17 protein-coding genes are annotated in these 15,260 nt (G+C 46.0%); 1 reads left to right on the top strand and 16 read right to left on the bottom strand.

Features of this window, described 5'->3' with window-relative positions; translation table 11 throughout:
* Window positions 1-95: 95 nt before the first annotated feature.
* Window positions 96-737 carry an orotate phosphoribosyltransferase gene (gene pyrE, locus GY843_RS12635; protein WP_297310183.1) on the top strand — a complete coding sequence of 214 codons (642 nt, stop codon included), beginning with the start codon at window positions 96-98 and terminating at the stop codon, window positions 735-737.
* A 28-nt stretch (window positions 738-765) separates the two neighbouring features.
* Here the strand turns inward: pyrE and GY843_RS12630 are convergent, their stop codons facing one another.
* The 16 genes from GY843_RS12630 to fabI all read right to left on the bottom strand — a co-directional run bounded on the left by GY843_RS12630 (window position 766) and on the right by fabI (window position 14,952).
* Window positions 766-1,224 (bottom strand): hypothetical protein, encoded by a 459-nt coding sequence (locus GY843_RS12630; protein ID WP_297310182.1) that lies wholly within the window; start codon window positions 1,222-1,224, stop codon window positions 766-768.
* Entirely contained in the window at window positions 1,214-2,110 is an 897-nt protein-coding gene (locus GY843_RS12625; protein ID WP_297310180.1) for a type II secretion system protein, read from the bottom strand. The genes GY843_RS12630 and GY843_RS12625 overlap by 11 nt, the downstream gene beginning before the upstream one ends.
* A complete protein-coding gene (locus tag GY843_RS12620; RefSeq protein WP_297310178.1) occupies window positions 2,110-2,658 on the bottom strand; it encodes a prepilin-type N-terminal cleavage/methylation domain-containing protein in 549 nt (182 codons plus the stop codon). Before GY843_RS12620 ends, GY843_RS12625 begins: the two co-directional genes overlap by 1 nt.
* Window positions 2,639-3,250 carry a type II secretion system protein gene (locus GY843_RS12615; protein WP_297310176.1) on the bottom strand — a complete coding sequence of 204 codons (612 nt, stop codon included), beginning with the start codon at window positions 3,248-3,250 and terminating at the stop codon, window positions 2,639-2,641. The genes GY843_RS12620 and GY843_RS12615 overlap by 20 nt, the downstream gene beginning before the upstream one ends.
* Before the next feature lie 8 nt (window positions 3,251-3,258).
* Entirely contained in the window at window positions 3,259-3,795 is a 537-nt protein-coding gene (locus GY843_RS12610) for a type II secretion system protein (RefSeq protein WP_297310174.1), read from the bottom strand.
* Window positions 3,796-3,865: 70 nt separating this feature from the next.
* Window positions 3,866-4,405 carry a type II secretion system protein gene (locus tag GY843_RS12605; RefSeq protein ID WP_297310172.1) on the bottom strand — a complete coding sequence of 180 codons (540 nt, stop codon included), beginning with the start codon at window positions 4,403-4,405 and terminating at the stop codon, window positions 3,866-3,868.
* The gene (locus GY843_RS12600) at window positions 4,398-5,627 is read right to left on the bottom strand and encodes a type II secretion system F family protein (RefSeq protein ID WP_297310170.1); all 1,230 of its coding nucleotides are present in this window, start codon (window positions 5,625-5,627) and stop codon (window positions 4,398-4,400) included. The genes GY843_RS12605 and GY843_RS12600 overlap by 8 nt, the downstream gene beginning before the upstream one ends.
* A gap of 16 nt (window positions 5,628-5,643) precedes the next feature.
* On the bottom strand, window positions 5,644-7,425 hold the full coding sequence (locus tag GY843_RS12595) for a GspE/PulE family protein (RefSeq protein WP_297310168.1): 1,782 nt from the start codon (window positions 7,423-7,425) through the stop codon (window positions 5,644-5,646).
* Between the two features lie 14 nt (window positions 7,426-7,439).
* On the bottom strand, window positions 7,440-8,906 hold the full coding sequence (locus tag GY843_RS12590) for a tetratricopeptide repeat protein (RefSeq protein ID WP_297310166.1): 1,467 nt from the start codon (window positions 8,904-8,906) through the stop codon (window positions 7,440-7,442).
* Entirely contained in the window at window positions 8,903-9,805 is a 903-nt protein-coding gene (locus GY843_RS12585; protein ID WP_297310165.1) for an AAA family ATPase, read from the bottom strand. Before GY843_RS12585 ends, GY843_RS12590 begins: the two co-directional genes overlap by 4 nt.
* 13 nt (window positions 9,806-9,818) lie before the next feature.
* Window positions 9,819-11,387, bottom strand: a complete 1,569-nt coding sequence (gene mshL, locus GY843_RS12580) for a pilus (MSHA type) biogenesis protein MshL (RefSeq protein ID WP_297310163.1) — start codon at window positions 11,385-11,387, stop codon at window positions 9,819-9,821.
* A 12-nt stretch (window positions 11,388-11,399) separates the two neighbouring features.
* Window positions 11,400-11,741, bottom strand: coding sequence for a hypothetical protein (locus GY843_RS12575; protein WP_297310161.1), 342 nt, complete (start codon window positions 11,739-11,741; stop codon window positions 11,400-11,402).
* Window positions 11,734-12,423 (bottom strand): hypothetical protein, encoded by a 690-nt coding sequence (locus tag GY843_RS12570; protein ID WP_297310159.1) that lies wholly within the window; start codon window positions 12,421-12,423, stop codon window positions 11,734-11,736. Before GY843_RS12570 ends, GY843_RS12575 begins: the two co-directional genes overlap by 8 nt.
* Window positions 12,416-13,015: a hypothetical protein gene (locus tag GY843_RS12565; RefSeq protein WP_297310157.1), complete on the bottom strand. Its 600-nt coding sequence runs from the start codon at window positions 13,013-13,015 to the stop codon at window positions 12,416-12,418. The genes GY843_RS12570 and GY843_RS12565 overlap by 8 nt, the downstream gene beginning before the upstream one ends.
* On the bottom strand, window positions 12,999-13,940 hold the full coding sequence (pilM, locus tag GY843_RS12560; RefSeq protein WP_297310155.1) for a pilus assembly protein PilM: 942 nt from the start codon (window positions 13,938-13,940) through the stop codon (window positions 12,999-13,001). Before pilM ends, GY843_RS12565 begins: the two co-directional genes overlap by 17 nt.
* A 241-nt stretch (window positions 13,941-14,181) precedes the next feature.
* Window positions 14,182-14,952 (bottom strand): enoyl-ACP reductase FabI, encoded by a 771-nt coding sequence (gene fabI, locus GY843_RS12555; protein WP_297310153.1) that lies wholly within the window; start codon window positions 14,950-14,952, stop codon window positions 14,182-14,184.
* Window positions 14,953-15,260 lie beyond the last annotated feature (308 nt).

Here is a 15,260-nt window from a genome sequence, read left to right as displayed (position 1 = left end):
AAATTTTTTGCTTATGTGACTGAATATTGGTGAGCACGCTAACTCGCTGGTAAAATACCACAAAATTTTTATCCTCTTATCCAGCGGAGATCACCATGCAGGATTACCAGCGCGAGTTTATTGAATTTGCTATCGAACAGAATGTTTTACGCTTTGGCGAATTCACCCTGAAATCCGGTCGAACAAGCCCTTATTTCTTCAATGCAGGTTTGTTCAATACCGGTACAGCGCTGGCCAAACTAGGCCGCTTCTATGCTCAGACAATCAAAGACTCTGGTATTAAGTACGATGTACTGTTAGGCCCTGCTTACAAAGGTATCCCTTTGGCTGCGACTACTGCTGTAGCACTCTCAGATCAGCATGGTGACGATGTTCCTTACGTATTTAACCGTAAGGAAGCCAAGACCCATGGTGAAGGCGGGAATCTGGTTGGCGCACCTTTGGAAGGCGGCGTAATGATCATTGACGATGTAATCACCGCGGGAACTGCAATCCGCGAAGTCATGGAGATCATTGAACAGGCAGGCGCTAAACCTGCTGGCGTGGTTATCGCTCTGAACCGTCAGGAAAAAGGCAAAGCCGAGCTGTCTGCTATTCAGGAAGTTGAGCGTGACTACGGCATGCCTGTGGCAAGCATTGTCAGCCTAAACGATCTGATTGAATATCTTTCTGAGAAAGGCGGTATGGACGAAGAACTGGCTGCAATTCGTAAATACCGTGAAGATTACGGCATCTAAGGCTAATCTTTCACGGGCAGAGCAGTGCCTATTGTACTGCTCTCACAATGATTTTCCTGCTCGCCCCATCTAAACCGTCGCCTCCACAGATACCGGTACTGTCGATGGTCCAGAAGTTTCCTTCTGAAGAGCTGACACTTCGGTAAAACACTTCAGCCCTACAGTTAGCCAAACCGTCAATATTAAACGTGGCTGTAGAAGCCGCTCCCGGCCAGTAATCCCAGCTCGTAGGATCACTACCCACCGCCGCAGAAGCAGTACAACCGGTCAAACCATTTTGTAAACAAGTTAGTTCCAGCTCTACCCCTGTTTGTGCCGCAGTGATAGCTCGAGCACCCAGAAATTCCTGCACGGTAACGTTTTGGCTAAATGCGAAGAAGCGCGACATCCCCGCAATAATCACCGCCAATATGGTGATAACAAAGATTGCTGAGACTAAACCTAAGCCTTGTTGCTGATGTTTACAGGCTTTCTGTTTATGGAACATTTCTCACCTGCACTTCAAATTGGACCCGGATATTTTCCTGTGTCGGATCAGCACTAGTTAGCACCTGATCCTCAACCAAAAGGTCAAACAACACAATGCCGTTACGTTGCAATGAAGCTTCACTGTAGCGGAATGACTGACTGCCTGAGGGTGATTCGATATCCGATGCTAAAAGGGCTTGCTCTGGCTCATCCAAAGCACTGTCTAAAGCTGCGCCAGTGGGCTGAGTTGTCGCATAAGTGTATGCACCACCTTCACCTTGAAAGCGATAAAGGTCTGTTCCTACAACGCAAAAGCTTACCGGTTCATCAACAATAAAGTAGCGTTGCGAGGGTGAATCCGTGGGGAAGCGATGACTGCTGCTGAGGACAACATTCACAGCCCCCGATGCGGCTACAAGATCATTTGGAGCACTTATTATTGCAGGAGATATAATCGACCAGCTATCCAGATCATAAATAGGGTTAATTGTCGCTGACCGGCCAATATCATCCCCCCCTGGACTTACCTCATCAGCACGATTTGTATCGATAGGATATACAGCAATCCTGCCCTGATCGGGCGCCACTGCAAAGGGGACCGATGGAAAACCCGTAGAAGTCGCGCTTATAGGTACCGAGACATAACGAGAGGCCGCAATTGCAGGAATAAATTCCAGACAACTACCGTCAGCAGGTACTCTAATACTATTCGGTAAGGCATTACGCACCTCCCTCGCCATTCGTTCTACTGCAACTCGGGCAGCAGAAGAGAGCTGATCGCGGCGTTTAAGATCGGCATAGCCCTGCATAGTCGATGTGATGAATCCTACAGTCACCAGGGAGATTATGCTCAGCAAAGTGATAACCACTATCAGCTCTACAATTGTAAAACCTCTCTGCCGCATCAGTAGTTCCCCTTGAGCGCACTGAACACAACCGGAGATTGGCCCGTGTTTGTAGGAGGCGTCACTGTCACTTGAATCAGTTTCAAATTCTCACTGCCAAGACGATCGTCATAACTCACATCGATTGCAACGGAATAACCCTGATAAGCTTGTACCTCACCGATTAAACCGACAAAAACGCCAATGGCGTTTTCACTGAGCCCATCGTAATCATCTACATCATCAAATTCGTCTCGAGTTTCACCATCCATGCTCGTTATAGGTGAGGGGATTGAGGTATCCAGGCCAAATTCTGTAGTTTCATCAGAGCAGGAAGGCGTACACACGCCACCAGCAATTGGAGAGTTTTCATCAAAACGACGGGAGAGAATCTCTTCAAGATAAGCCTGGCCAAGATAGGAAACCTTGGTCTGCCACATCACATCAGCACTGTGCCTAGCAATATTGCCCCAGCCAGATATAGCTGCCACCAGCGCAATAGCAATAATCACAATGGTGAGCACGACCTCTACCAGTGAGAAGCCTTTTTCAGCGACAGGTTGCTTCATAACTATAACCTGTCAGAGAAAGGCAGAAACTACCTTTGCTGTCACTAAAATTTAGGCTACTGATAACCACATCAGTAGCATCATCGGCACTGGGATAAGCACTAGAGGCACTCAGACTGATATTGTCTTTAACCTCGATCATATCCCCCAGTTGGTTATACAGCACCACTACATTCTGACCCACACCAATCGAAGCTGAAGACAATGTAGATGATACCTGGCTTACGCTATAACCAACCGTAGAGCTTGCAGCAAAAGCACCTGAGGCCGTAGCTGGCGTTACATCCAGAAGTTCATCATCAAGTAACATCACCTGAATCTGCCACAAATCGTCAGCAGGTCGCTGCAACACCCAGTAAACGGAAGAATCATGCTGAGCTAACGCTGTTTTTTGTGCGAGACGAAGTGAGCTGAGAATGGAACTGCGAAGGGAATAGGCCTGATAGTCGGAAGTGCCGCTGAGTCGAGGGATCGCAACAGCGGACAGAATTCCAAGAAGGATAATAACTACGATCATCTCAACCAGAGTAAAGCCTCGTTGAGAGTAAGACGAGCAGCCATGCCCAATTTGCGATTGGCTATAGCTGCTCATGATTAACCTTAGTTAGTTACAACACCTGTTGCTGTAACACTACCTTCATCAGCATCGTAAGTGATAACTCGATCAGTATTACCGCCATTAGAGGTATTACTAACTCGGTATGTGAAAGTACAAGTCGTGTTATCTACTCGTGCAGCATCATAATCTACACTACCATCGTCAGGTGATGGGAAGGCAGTGGAAACAGTTGGAGCACTCTCATTGAATACATTCTCCCATACCGCAATACACTCTAGATCGTTATCGATTGTTGCTCCCGCACCAGAAGCTCCTGTAGGGTAACCAAATGCATTTACCGCTACTGAAGCAGATCGATCCAGAATAACGTTATCGCCTGCTTGTGCATTTTCAATAACTGCTCTCGCTTTAGCTAGAGCAATACCAGAGGCCAGTCCCCCTGTTGCGCCATTTACTGATGCACTATGCGCATCCTGAGTAACATCCATAAAACGAGGAAGTGCTACCGCTGCTAGAATACCTAGAAGCGCGATAACAACAACCAGTTCAATAATCGTAAAGCCAGCCTGCTTTTTCATGGAACTCTCTGCCCCTGATTTATATTTGCAATTATTTGTTTTTTAACAAATTCTAACAAACTTGTATAGTTTAGTTAAAACTCTTCTCTTGCCACTGGAAGTCATATACAGACTTTAGTGTTAACGCAGTAACCACACCTTTTTCTACAACGTCCCCAGAAAAAGTAACCCTCAAGCTAAAAAACAGTAAATCCTTCTGTTCATAGCTATTCTTCAGATCTTCCTGGTACTTCACCCGATATACCAATTGATGCTGATCGCTAAGATAGCACCAATTTGAAACCGGACAATGCTCCAAATCAGCTGATAGATACTCTCCAGCATAATTTTCAGGTGGCGCTTCTATAAGAGAAATGGGGTTAACATTTTCTACCCAATTTCTCGAAACTTCATCGCTACTACCGTACCAGTCAACCACTCTCAGGGTTAGCTGTGCCTGCATCCTATTCAAAGACCTATAAAAGTCAGCCCTTTCGACTGTCTCTAACATCTCCGTTAACTTTGTATTGGCAATGCCAAACAAAATTAAAAAAATGACAATTACAACCACCAACTCCAGCATAGAAAAGCCCATCTGGTGTTGATTATTAAGAACCCTACTCTTAGCCATTGAGTGTTGTACTCAATTCCCACAACGGGAGGAATACACCCAAGGCTAATACCAGCACCATAGCCCCGATAGCAACAATCAAAATCGGTTCTATCGCGCTGGTCAGATTCTTAAGATCGTACTCTACTTCCTGCTCATAGAAGCCAGCCGCTTCTTCAAGCATCTGATCTACCCGACCAGTCTCTTCGCCCACTGCCAGCATCTGCATAACCAGAGGGCTGAACATATCTGCCTGATGAGCCGTCTGGGTAAATGATTCACCGCGTTCTATACCCTGACGCATTGCCGCTACTTTTTCACCAATATAGCGATTACCTACAGCCGTAGAAACAATGGCCAACCCCTGCTCAATTGGCACACCCGCTTTTAAAACGATACTGAATGTGCGGGAAAAACGGCCCAAGATAATACGATAGAAAATCGGCCCAACGAGCGGAAACTTTAGCTTGTGCCGATCCCAGGCTTTATGGCCTTTTTCCGTTTTACGCCAGCGATGAAATAAAACGTAGGCTAGCACCAGGCCCCCTAAAATCGCGTGCCACCAATCCACGGTAAAGTCAGATACAGCAATTAACGCCTTAGTTTGCCAGGGCATATCCCCGCCAAAACTGGCAAAGACACCCTTGAATGCGGGGATAACAAAGACATTTATAATTGCGACAGCCACCCCTATAGCGATAAATACAAACATAGGGTAACGGGTTGCCTGTTTTACATTCTTGATCGTCTGTCGTTCCAGCTCCAGATAAGCGGCCATCTGACGGAATGAGTCATCCAACTGACCAGTATTCTCACCCACGTGGATCATACTGATATACAAGTCGTTAAACACTTTAGGGTGTTTTGCCAATGCAGAAGACAACGCATGACCTTTTTCCAGATCACTTGCCAGGGCGCTTAATGTTTCTTCCAGAAGCGGGTTTCTAACAGTATTCGCCAAACCTCGCATGGCCCGGGTAATTGGCACCCCTGCTTTAGTCAGGCTGTACATCTGGCGGCTGAACATAATTAACTCATCAATGGTGATGCGCTGGAACAGCTTAATCTCTATATCTTTGCTGCCTTTTTTCTGTTCAGCCTCTTTTGCCGCTTCCTTAATTGTTATTGGGGTAATGCCATCAGCAGAGAGCTGCGATGCAGCCATAGCAGCAGTTCCAGCGTCAATCACGCCGGAAACCTCCTGTCCCTCGCTGTTTCGTCCCCGATAACTAAAGTTTGCCATTCAGATTAGCTGCCTCTTATTCCAATTCAAAACTACCTGGAGTGATCTCATCGCTATCAGCCACTTTCTTCTCCGGAGCATCAAGATAGACCGACTCATCCAGTTGTTCTGTTACCCTGAACACTTCATCCAGGGTAGTGATGCCATCTATTGCCAGTTCTAATGCGCTATACACCAGCGGTTGATAGTGTGGATCTGTTTTCGCAGCAACAGTGAATGCTGCGCTGTCATCACGGCGTAAAGCATCTGCCATCGCCTCATTGATCTCCAGCAGCTCGAATATACCTGTACGACCTTTATAACCGGTATTATTGCAATAGGTACATCCGCGGCCTTTTTTCAGTTCGATATCATCCAAGCCCAGCTCTTCCTGACGCGCATCCAGCCACAGACGTTCTTGAGAAGATGGATGATAGTGCTGACTGCAGTTAGTACAAATTTTACGTACAAGGCGCTGCGCCAGAATCCCATTCAGAGCCGAAGCTGCCAGATAGCCTTCGATCCCGATATCCGTTAAACGCATCGCACTGGATACCGCATCATTTGTATGCAAAGTAGAGAGCACAAAGTGCCCCGTCATCGCCGCTCGTAAAGCAATTTCTGCGGTTTCTTTATCTCGGATCTCACCGACCAGCAGCACATCGGGGTCCTGACGCAAAGTTGCACGCAGTACCGTAGAAAAGTCGAGACCTATATTAGGCTGCACTTGCACCTGGTTAATTCGCGGTAAACGGTACTCAACAGGATCTTCAACGGTGATTATCTTCTTCTGTGCTGAGTTGAGCTCGTTCAAGGCTCCATAAAGAGTGGTAGTTTTACCACTACCGGTTGGACCCGTAACCAGCAGGATTCCATGAGGTTCATGAATCATTTTGCGCAGACGAGGCAGCATCTTCTCAGGCAGGCCCACTTTTTCCAGACCGATAATGCCTCCGGACTGATCGAGCAGACGCATAACCACCGATTCACCGTACTGGATAGGTAGGGTAGAGATACGCACATCGACACTATGGCCGGAAACACTGATATTAAAACGGCCATCCTGCGGCAGACGTTTTTCAGAGATATTCAGCGCCGCCATCAGCTTTAAACGCAACACTAGCGCTGAAGCGATTCGCTTCTCCTTCATAACGTGCTCATGCAGCACGCCATCAATACGCTGTCGGATACGCAGCACGGATTCATCCGGTTCGATATGAATATCTGAAGCACCTACCTGCACCGCATCTTCAAACAAACTCTTCAGAAGCTTAACAACCGGAACATCAACTTCATCGGTTGCAGTCAGTGCTGCTAGATCAAAAGCATCATCCGCAATCTCTTCGTTGAGCTGATCGGCCAGATCTTCGATATCGCTGGTTTTACGATAAAGGAGATCCATCGATTGCAGCAGCTGACTTTCAGATACAACCGCTAGCTCGATCGGTTTAGGCAGGGTTCTTTGCAGCTCATCATAAGCAAAGATATCCATTGGATCGGACATCCCTACCAGAAAATGCGTTGGCTCCTCTTTAAGCACCAGAGCACGGAAACGACGCGCCTGTGTTTCAGGCAGATTAAGCACATCTTCTTGGTTAAAGGAGTAGTGAGCCAACTCAACCAGAGGAATATTCAGCTGCTGTGAAAGGAACTCCAGAAACTTCTGTTCCTCAACAAGCCCCATAGTAACCAGTGTTTTACCTAGTTTCTGACGCGTCTGTTTCTGACGATCCAACGCATCCATCAACTGCGGCTCAGAAATAACACCATTCTGAACTAACAGGTCACCTATTCGGATTTTCATCTTGGGTGCAGCCATGCGCCCCTTCCTCTCTATCGACCAAGCAGCGCTTTCGCTCGCTGCTCAGCATATGATTTCAAACTTGGTTCAATACCCACAACTTTCAACGCACTCAGATAAGCATCGCGGGCTTCTGTGTAATGCCGACTCTGCTCTAACGCGTATCCCATGCCAACCCACCAACGTGGAATTTCTCTACTGTGCTGCAGAAGCTGATAATAGGTTTTGGCTGAACGTTCATAATCCCCAACCTGCTGATAGGCTGAAGCCAACAATTCATAATATTCCGGATCTTTAGCAAGCAGCGGAGTATTTTGCTGCAGAAGGCTCACTACCTGAGCTGATTTACCCTCGGCGATCCATAATCTACTCTGCAACTTTCTTAAGCCCCCATCCTGAGGATGAATAGCAAGACTATTCGTAATGACCTCTTTTGCCTTCGAAAGGTTTCCGGTTGAAAGCATCAAAGTAGCAAGTAGACCTCTAGCTTCCGCTGAGGTTTGGGGGTGTTTCGCAATTCGGTTTTGTAATAGCTGCTCGGCAGCTTCAAGATCAGCCTGATTAAGCAGTTTTCTGGCTCTAGCAGCAACTTGTTTATCCGAAAGCTCGCGTTTGGCTTTTGTGACAGGTTTCGGCTCGGGCTTATCCACCGGCGTTTCACTCTCGGGATCAACCGCAACTGATGAGGCCTTTACCGGAGTAGTCAATTCCAAATCAGATTTAGTAGAAGCAACAGGGGTAACTTTCTTAGGCGTTTCCACAACCGTTGCTACTGATTTAACCGGGTCTTGCCTTGCAATAAAGCGTTGGTCAGGCAGTACACCGAGAATAAGAGTAGTGGGGGATTGCTGCACCCTAAAGGCAAAACGACTGGGTTGTGTCGCAGTTAAAGTCAGCAGGATACGCTCATCATCCCGGTTCACATCTAAACGCTGGACCAACGAGCTGGAAATCATTGGTAACGGTGCAGTCATAGCCACTTTTTCGAAGGACACAGTAATTACACGCTCATCCTGGCTCACGAGCTGGATATCTGCAGCAGCGCTCAAAGTAACGACTAGATCCCCTCCGGAATCTGTACCAGACCAACGTACTTTATCGATACTTACCTTTCCGGGAATAACCTCAGCCGCAATATTGGTGTTTTCATTTACGGCATTAACCGCCACCTCAGGAGCGGGTTCTTTAATATTTGTTGGTGTAACAGGCGCTACAATCTGCTTTTTAGCAAGCTTTTCTTCAGGTTTACTATCACCCGCTTTAATGACTAAAGGTTGTGCAGCCTGTTTCTTACTATAATCCTGCCATAGCAACCAAAGCGTAGCGCCTATCGCGACTATACCTATGAGCCATAAAACAATACGGGTAGGACTGACTGCCGACGTTTCCGGTTCTTCCACATACTGGGCAGCTTTAACCTGGGGAGTGTTTCCCGGTACCTGAGCTGGTTTTTCGTTACGCTGCTCTAAATCACGCAGCATATCGTTAACCAAACTCATTGGTTCACTCCGAGGTAAACCAACATACAGGTAGCCAGGAACAATAGCCCGATCAAACTCCAGGTCAGGCCATTATTACTTTTTGGTACAACAACCCCCTGGGTATCCTCAATAGCCTTTACAACGTGACTACCATCAACTTTCAGGTCACCTTTACCATAAGCTACCATCAGCGCTTTATGACAAAGGATGTTAATTAAACGAGGTGTTCCAGCAGAGGCCTGTGATATTTTCTTCGACGCATCTTTTTTAAATAGCGACATACCCTGAAAGCCTGCCCTCTGCACACGCTGGTCGATATAGTGTTCAACAGCCTCACTATCTAAATGACTGATTTCGTAACTAAATGTGATACGTTGTAATAACTGGCGTAGAGACTTTTGCCCCAGTAATTCGTCTAATTCAGGCTGACCAAACAGCACAACCTGGAACAACTTTGAAGATTCAGTTTCGAGGTTAGTCAGCAGTCTTAAAGCTTCGATCGTTTCTTCAGGAATCGCTTGCGCTTCATCCACCAATAACACAACCTTACGTTTCTCATGAGCTAACTCAATCAAGCGCTGGTTAATCGCATTGAGTAGATCAAAGTGTTCAAGACCAGAGACATCTAAACCTATCTCCTGAGCAAAGCTTTTACGGAATTCATCAGGGCTTAGGTAAGGGTTGGGAATATAAGCAGTAACGTACTCATCGCCTTCCAAAGCATTCAGCAGCTTACGGCAGAGCAGCGTTTTCCCTGTACCCACTTCGCCCACTATCTTGACGAAGCTATCACCACTAGCCAACGCGACCAGAATCAGGTTCAAAGCCTCATGATGCGTTGGCATGTTGAGGAAGAAATGTGTATTTGGCGTAAGGGTAAATGGGAGCTCACTTAAGCCAAAATGCTCTGTATACATCAAAGTGCCTCAGCTACAGAGCAGGCGCTGCTCTTAAGTTCTTGAACGACTGTAAGCTCCGTTTCAGCTCACTCTGCAGATTATCATGATTCGCAAGTACCGGACGTAGCAGAATTACCAATTCAGTTTTACTACCTGACTGACGCTTCTGTTTAAATAGATTACCTACAGCAGGTAGATCTCCTAGCCCCGGTGTCTGTGCCTGCGTGTCACTATCAGTAGATTTCATCAGACCACCAATAACAATCACCTGACCACTATCAGCACGCACGATACTGTCAGATTCACGAATAGAACTCAGAGCCAGTGGGAGATTGTAACTATCTGAACCGATGCTGATCAGTTTCTGCTCTTCAACAACCTCAGAAACTGTTGGATGGATATGCAATACAATATCACCGTTCTCACTAATCTGAGGAGTCACATCAAGCGCTATACCAGAGAAGAAAGGTGTAAGTTCAATACTCGGAGAAGTCGTTGTGCTGGTACCTGTGGTAGTCGTGGTTTCTACATCGGTTACGAAGAACTCATCGGTACCTACTTTAATAACCGCTTTCTGGTTATTCACTGTAGATACTCGAGGGCTGGACAGAACCTGTACATCACCCTGGCTACCCAGAAGTTCAATGACTGCCGTAAAATCTCCAAGACTCAGATCCGCTTTAAATATCCCGCCAATGGCACCACTAAGGCTAGTAGAAGATTGGCTGAACAGTGCAGTTTTGTCCTCACCAGGTTTACCCAGTGCCGACCAATTTACACCCGATTCAAAACCGTTGTTCAAAGTCACTTCCAGAATCTTGGCTTCAATTACAACCTGACGGTGCAGAATAAGTTCCGCCTGTGAGAGATAATCACGTACTGTGCCTAATTCACTTGGCAGTGCCCTTACAACAACAACCCCCGTCTGTGGCGTTACAACGACTCTGCGCCCTTCACCACTAACGATCGTATCTAACGTTGCTTGCAGGCTACCCCAGAAGTTTGTTGAAGTTTTTGTACTAATACGTGTACCAATAATCTCTTCAGAACTTGAGTTATCACCCGATGTACTGATCGAACCGGCACTCACCTGTGTATCAGATGTTCCCTCTCGCTGAATATCCAGATAGTTGATCTGGAATATTTCTGTCTGCAAAGAAGCAGGCAATACCTGATATAGATTTCCGGTACGCTTATATTCATAACCATACACACTGTGCACCGCCTGCATCACTTCAGAAACAGTCACATCTTTCAGATCAACCGAAATATTTCCCCCAACCTTCTCATGTACGATCATGTTGTAAGTCGTACCCTGCACCAGCCCCATAAAGAAATCTCTGGCTGGCAAAGCCTCTGCAGTTATATCAAAGCGTTCTTCTACTGCGTGGTCAGACCCTTCAAAAGTTAAAGGTGGTAATAAAGCTGGAGCTGCAGGTGGCGGAGCTATTTCTTTCTGTTTAGCGTTCTCTTGAATAGCCTCTTCGAGTGCAGCAACACTTTCCTGTTGAGTAACCGTTCCAGCAACAGGCTGCATACCCTGGCAGCCACTCAGAGCGAGAGCACTACCTATGGCAAGGATGTAAAAAAATCTACTCATAACCTATCCAACCTATTTCCCACTCTTTACCTTGCTGAAGCCTTTTCGTTCAGCAAGAGAGATGAACTTTTGCTCACCCCGAATATTTATTCGCACACCCTTACTGTTTATCTCCAGTACTGTTGCGCCGTTGACTTCATCTCCGACATGAACACGTTGCCCATTTACTACAGCAACACGTTGCTTCTTACCGGTGATAAGTGAATTAACCTTATATTCCTGGACCTTATCTTTAGCTTCTACTGTATAACTGACCACTCCCTGCGCCGGTTGCGTAGGGTCTGAAGGTAAACTGCCCGCCTGAGCAAAACCTCCAGTCATCATGATCAGCACTAAGGCTAGTTTCTTAAGCACCTAACCACCCCGCTTCAGAACTCAGCGTATGAACCTGCAGCCTAACCGTGGCCGTTGGGTGCTGATCAACCTTGTATTCCAGCAAATCCCAGAAAAATACGCCATCAAGCTGCTCCAGTTTCAGCAGATAATCATAGATCCCCTGATAACTGCCCTGTAGCTCCACTTCAAACGGATGAACATAGATAACCGCTGAAGCCACATCACTACCATTTGGCCCTGCAGCTTCGCCAGACTCATTGCTTTTACCGCTCAACTGAACCTTTTCTACTTCCATGCTTTTAGCAGATTTCAGTTGCGCACCTTGCCCTTCAGCAAGTACAGAACGCAGCATTACCAACATCTGTTCCGGCGAAACAAGATTCTTCGCAGCTCTGCGTATCTTCTTATTCTCATCTGACAATGCACGGCGTAATTTTTTTAGTTCTTCACGGGCGGCAATATTAGGATCTTTGACTTTCTGACCCTGCAGCATGTTCAGCAAACGTTTCTGATGACCAATTTCGGTTTCAACCGCCGTTATCTGCTTCGGGGTTTTCTGCACGGATATCAGAGGTTGTTCGATTAACCAAACGTAAATTAACAAAACAGGGACAACAATCGCGGTAACTAACAGCAGCATACGTTCACGCTGCGAAAGCCCGTCCCATTTATCTGACCACTGCTGCCACTGTTTAATCATTTACTCTCAACTTTGCATTAGCTGTAAAACGGACACCAGAATCCAGCGCTTCAACTGCAAGCGACGATATACTCATTCCCTGAAACACTTCTGTCTGACCTATTGCTTCAAACATCAGCGGAACAGCTGGACCAGTGATGGCTACACCATGAAATGAAAAGGCTCTCTTCTCGGTATGAATTGTAAAATCAGTTAACCAACTGTCATTCTGAGAAGCTTCGGCTAAACCATACATATAAGAAGAAAGACTAACACTCTGCTCTGGCTCAACATGATGCAAAAGACTCATCAATTGTTTACGAGAAGCGATCTCCCCTTTTAAACGATCTTGTTCAGCTAAAATATCTGAACTGACTTTACTACTACTATGTTTCGCCTGTAGCGCCTGCACCTGAGTTTCAATACGTTTCTTTTCTGCTTTCAAACCTGCAAGCTTTTCATCCTGATGGCCCGAGTAGAATTTCAAGGCAAGTCCTGCGATAAGAAATAACGCAACAATGCCTACAGCAAGAACAGTGCTGCCTGTAAGGCTCTTAAAATCGAGAGCACTGCGGCTCTTGCCAGGACGGTAGAGGTTAATTCGTTGTTTCATTCCCTCTGCCTCCCTTATCTAATTGAGTTCTCAAAGCTGCAGCCACAGCAATGGTGGCATTGCTCTGCAATTGAACGGGCAACTCAAAATCTGCTGATATAAGATTTTCAAGATTTAAAGAATGGATATCCAGAGGTAGATTGGCACGCAGCTCTTCCATCAAAGGGTCATCATCCATCACCAAAGGCATCACCATCAGACGCACACAGGGAGGTTTACCGATCTGGCTCTCGTAATAATCCATGGAACGCTGAAGTTCTAACACCGCAGCACCAGCACGATCTGGAGACGCTGAAGAACTGTAGGAAAGGTGTCGTGTAAAATACAGGGCAGAATCTGACAGAAGGTTAATGAAACTATTTTGCTTACCTACATAGAAAACAGCTAAACCCGCTTCACTATCTGCCAGATCCTCTGTGAGGTTCAGCAACGCCAACTCAGGAACATCAACCACAACAGGGCTTAAACCTACTTCTTCACACCAACCCGTCAAACGTTCAACATAGTCTTTCTGAGCAACAACGGCGTAGACCATCTCAGAACGGCCACGGTACGCATCTTCAGGTAACTCGACATAATCGATCAATGCCTTCTCGACATCGAAGTTGATCATATCTTTAATTCTCCAGCGTAAAGCTTCACTGAGTTCGTCCGCTGGAACATCTGGTTTTTCAACCAATATGATTTGATAACTATCTTCAGGCAATACGACTATCGCTTGCGTACCGGATAGGGATTTAGAATCAAGAAAATCCTTATAGCGTTTTGGCTCTTTTACTGGATTGGAAGAAGCGAGAAACTCACAACTAGTAAGCTCTGGATTGGTTACAGGGTTTGTCACATGAGCGAAGGCTACACCATCCCCAGTAAATACAACTGAGGTTAAGCCCTTAGCGGCAGCTTTTTTCTTAAATAACGAAAGCAATCGCGTTACTCCTGAGTATCAAACGCCTATACAAATCTACAGTTCTTAAACACTCGTTTCAATGTCTGAACAGAAGATTAATGATTTAGAACACGCCTTGATAAACATATTCGGCAAAAAAACAAATTACTTAAGAGAAATAACGTGAATTTTTAACTCTATCGCATTGATTTTATATAAATAAAAACCCAGAAGAACTAATTCTTCTGGGTTTAAAAAAAATTAATAAAAGAAAGAAAAGTTAGCCGACGATACAAACACCATGATCAACATAGTGAGTCGTACCCGTAACGCCTTTGGAGAGATCACTCAGATAGTACAAGGCAGCTCCGCCAACCTCATCAATTGTTGGTAACTCATGATCGACTGCCTTAGCTTTGTTGTAATCCAACATAGCATCGAAATCTTTGATACCACCCGCTGCACGAGTAGCAATTGTGCCTGGAGATATGCAATTAACCCGGATACGCTTAGGCCCTAAATCACGCGCTAGATAACGTGTAGCCGCCTCAAGAGAGGCTTTTGCACAACCCATAATGTTGTAATCCCCGGTAGCCAGTGCACTACCCAGATAAGAGAAGTTAATCAGAGAACCGCCGTCCTTCATCAACCCTTTGGCTTTCGCTGACATTTCAATGAAGGAGTAACAGGACACATCCATTGCCTGGAGAAAGCCTTCACGTGAACACTCAGAAATAGGTGCATGAAGGTCTTCAAGCGGACAGAAAGCCAACGAGTGAACCACACCATCCAATGAGCCCCATTGCTTTTCGATTTGAGCAAACACTGCATCCATCTGACCTTCTACAGTTACATCCAGCGGCATAAAAATATCTGCTTCCAGCTCTTCAGCTAACGGACGCACAAAGCGCTCAGCTTTTTCATTGAGATAGGTAATAGCCAACTCAGCGCCGTGCTCCTTAAGCTGTTTCGCACATCCATAAGCAATACTCTTATCATTAGCGATACCAACGATTAGGATTTTCTTCCCTGACATTAACTGACCAGACATATTAAAACCTCAAAATATTCTTGAACAAACATCCCTCTATTGTACGCACATGCACAATACAAATATATGACAGCTAGGGGAGCAGACAGTAATTAATGATGTATAGGGTGATGGAGCAGAACGCTTCGCTTCAAGTGGCAAGAACGCTGCTTTGTAGATGCTAGGGGCGAGGAAAAGCAGTATAACCTCAATGTCTTGAACTACTGAGGCTGAGAGTGATTAGCTACATTGTTCTGACTACACTGCTCTACCTGTGGGAGCGGTGTCCTCACCGCGATGTTTGTTGAGGTAGTGATAGCTTAGAGTGG

Origin of the sequence: Neptuniibacter sp., assembly GCF_024231755.1 — a bacterium.
GTDB lineage: Bacteria > Pseudomonadota > Gammaproteobacteria > Pseudomonadales > Balneatricaceae > Neptuniibacter.
This window is presented reverse-complemented; position numbering and strand designations above follow the sequence as displayed.

Coding starts and splice junctions, on each gene's coding strand:
- GY843_RS12605 (WP_297310172.1), bottom strand. CDS start 4,405: ATGGCTAAGAGTAGGGTTCTTAATAATCAACACCAGATGGGCTTTTCT.
- GY843_RS12590 (WP_297310166.1), bottom strand. CDS start 8,906: ATGAGTTTGGTTAACGATATGCTGCGTGATTTAGAGCAGCGTAACGAA.
- GY843_RS12620 (WP_297310178.1), bottom strand. CDS start 2,658: ATGAAGCAACCTGTCGCTGAAAAAGGCTTCTCACTGGTAGAGGTCGTG.
- GY843_RS12630 (WP_297310182.1), bottom strand. CDS start 1,224: ATGTTCCATAAACAGAAAGCCTGTAAACATCAGCAACAAGGCTTAGGT.
- GY843_RS12595 (WP_297310168.1), bottom strand. CDS start 7,425: ATGGCTGCACCCAAGATGAAAATCCGAATAGGTGACCTGTTAGTTCAG.
- GY843_RS12585 (WP_297310165.1), bottom strand. CDS start 9,805: ATGTATACAGAGCATTTTGGCTTAAGTGAGCTCCCATTTACCCTTACG.
- GY843_RS12565 (WP_297310157.1), bottom strand. CDS start 13,015: ATGAAACAACGAATTAACCTCTACCGTCCTGGCAAGAGCCGCAGTGCT.
- GY843_RS12610 (WP_297310174.1), bottom strand. CDS start 3,795: ATGAAAAAGCAGGCTGGCTTTACGATTATTGAACTGGTTGTTGTTATC.
- GY843_RS12570 (WP_297310159.1), bottom strand. CDS start 12,423: ATGATTAAACAGTGGCAGCAGTGGTCAGATAAATGGGACGGGCTTTCG.
- fabI (WP_297310153.1), bottom strand. CDS start 14,952: ATGTCTGGTCAGTTAATGTCAGGGAAGAAAATCCTAATCGTTGGTATC.
- pyrE (WP_297310183.1), top strand. CDS start 96: ATGCAGGATTACCAGCGCGAGTTTATTGAATTTGCTATCGAACAGAAT.
- GY843_RS12600 (WP_297310170.1), bottom strand. CDS start 5,627: ATGGCAAACTTTAGTTATCGGGGACGAAACAGCGAGGGACAGGAGGTT.
- GY843_RS12615 (WP_297310176.1), bottom strand. CDS start 3,250: ATGAGCAGCTATAGCCAATCGCAAATTGGGCATGGCTGCTCGTCTTAC.
- GY843_RS12625 (WP_297310180.1), bottom strand. CDS start 2,110: ATGCGGCAGAGAGGTTTTACAATTGTAGAGCTGATAGTGGTTATCACT.
- mshL (WP_297310163.1), bottom strand. CDS start 11,387: ATGAGTAGATTTTTTTACATCCTTGCCATAGGTAGTGCTCTCGCTCTG.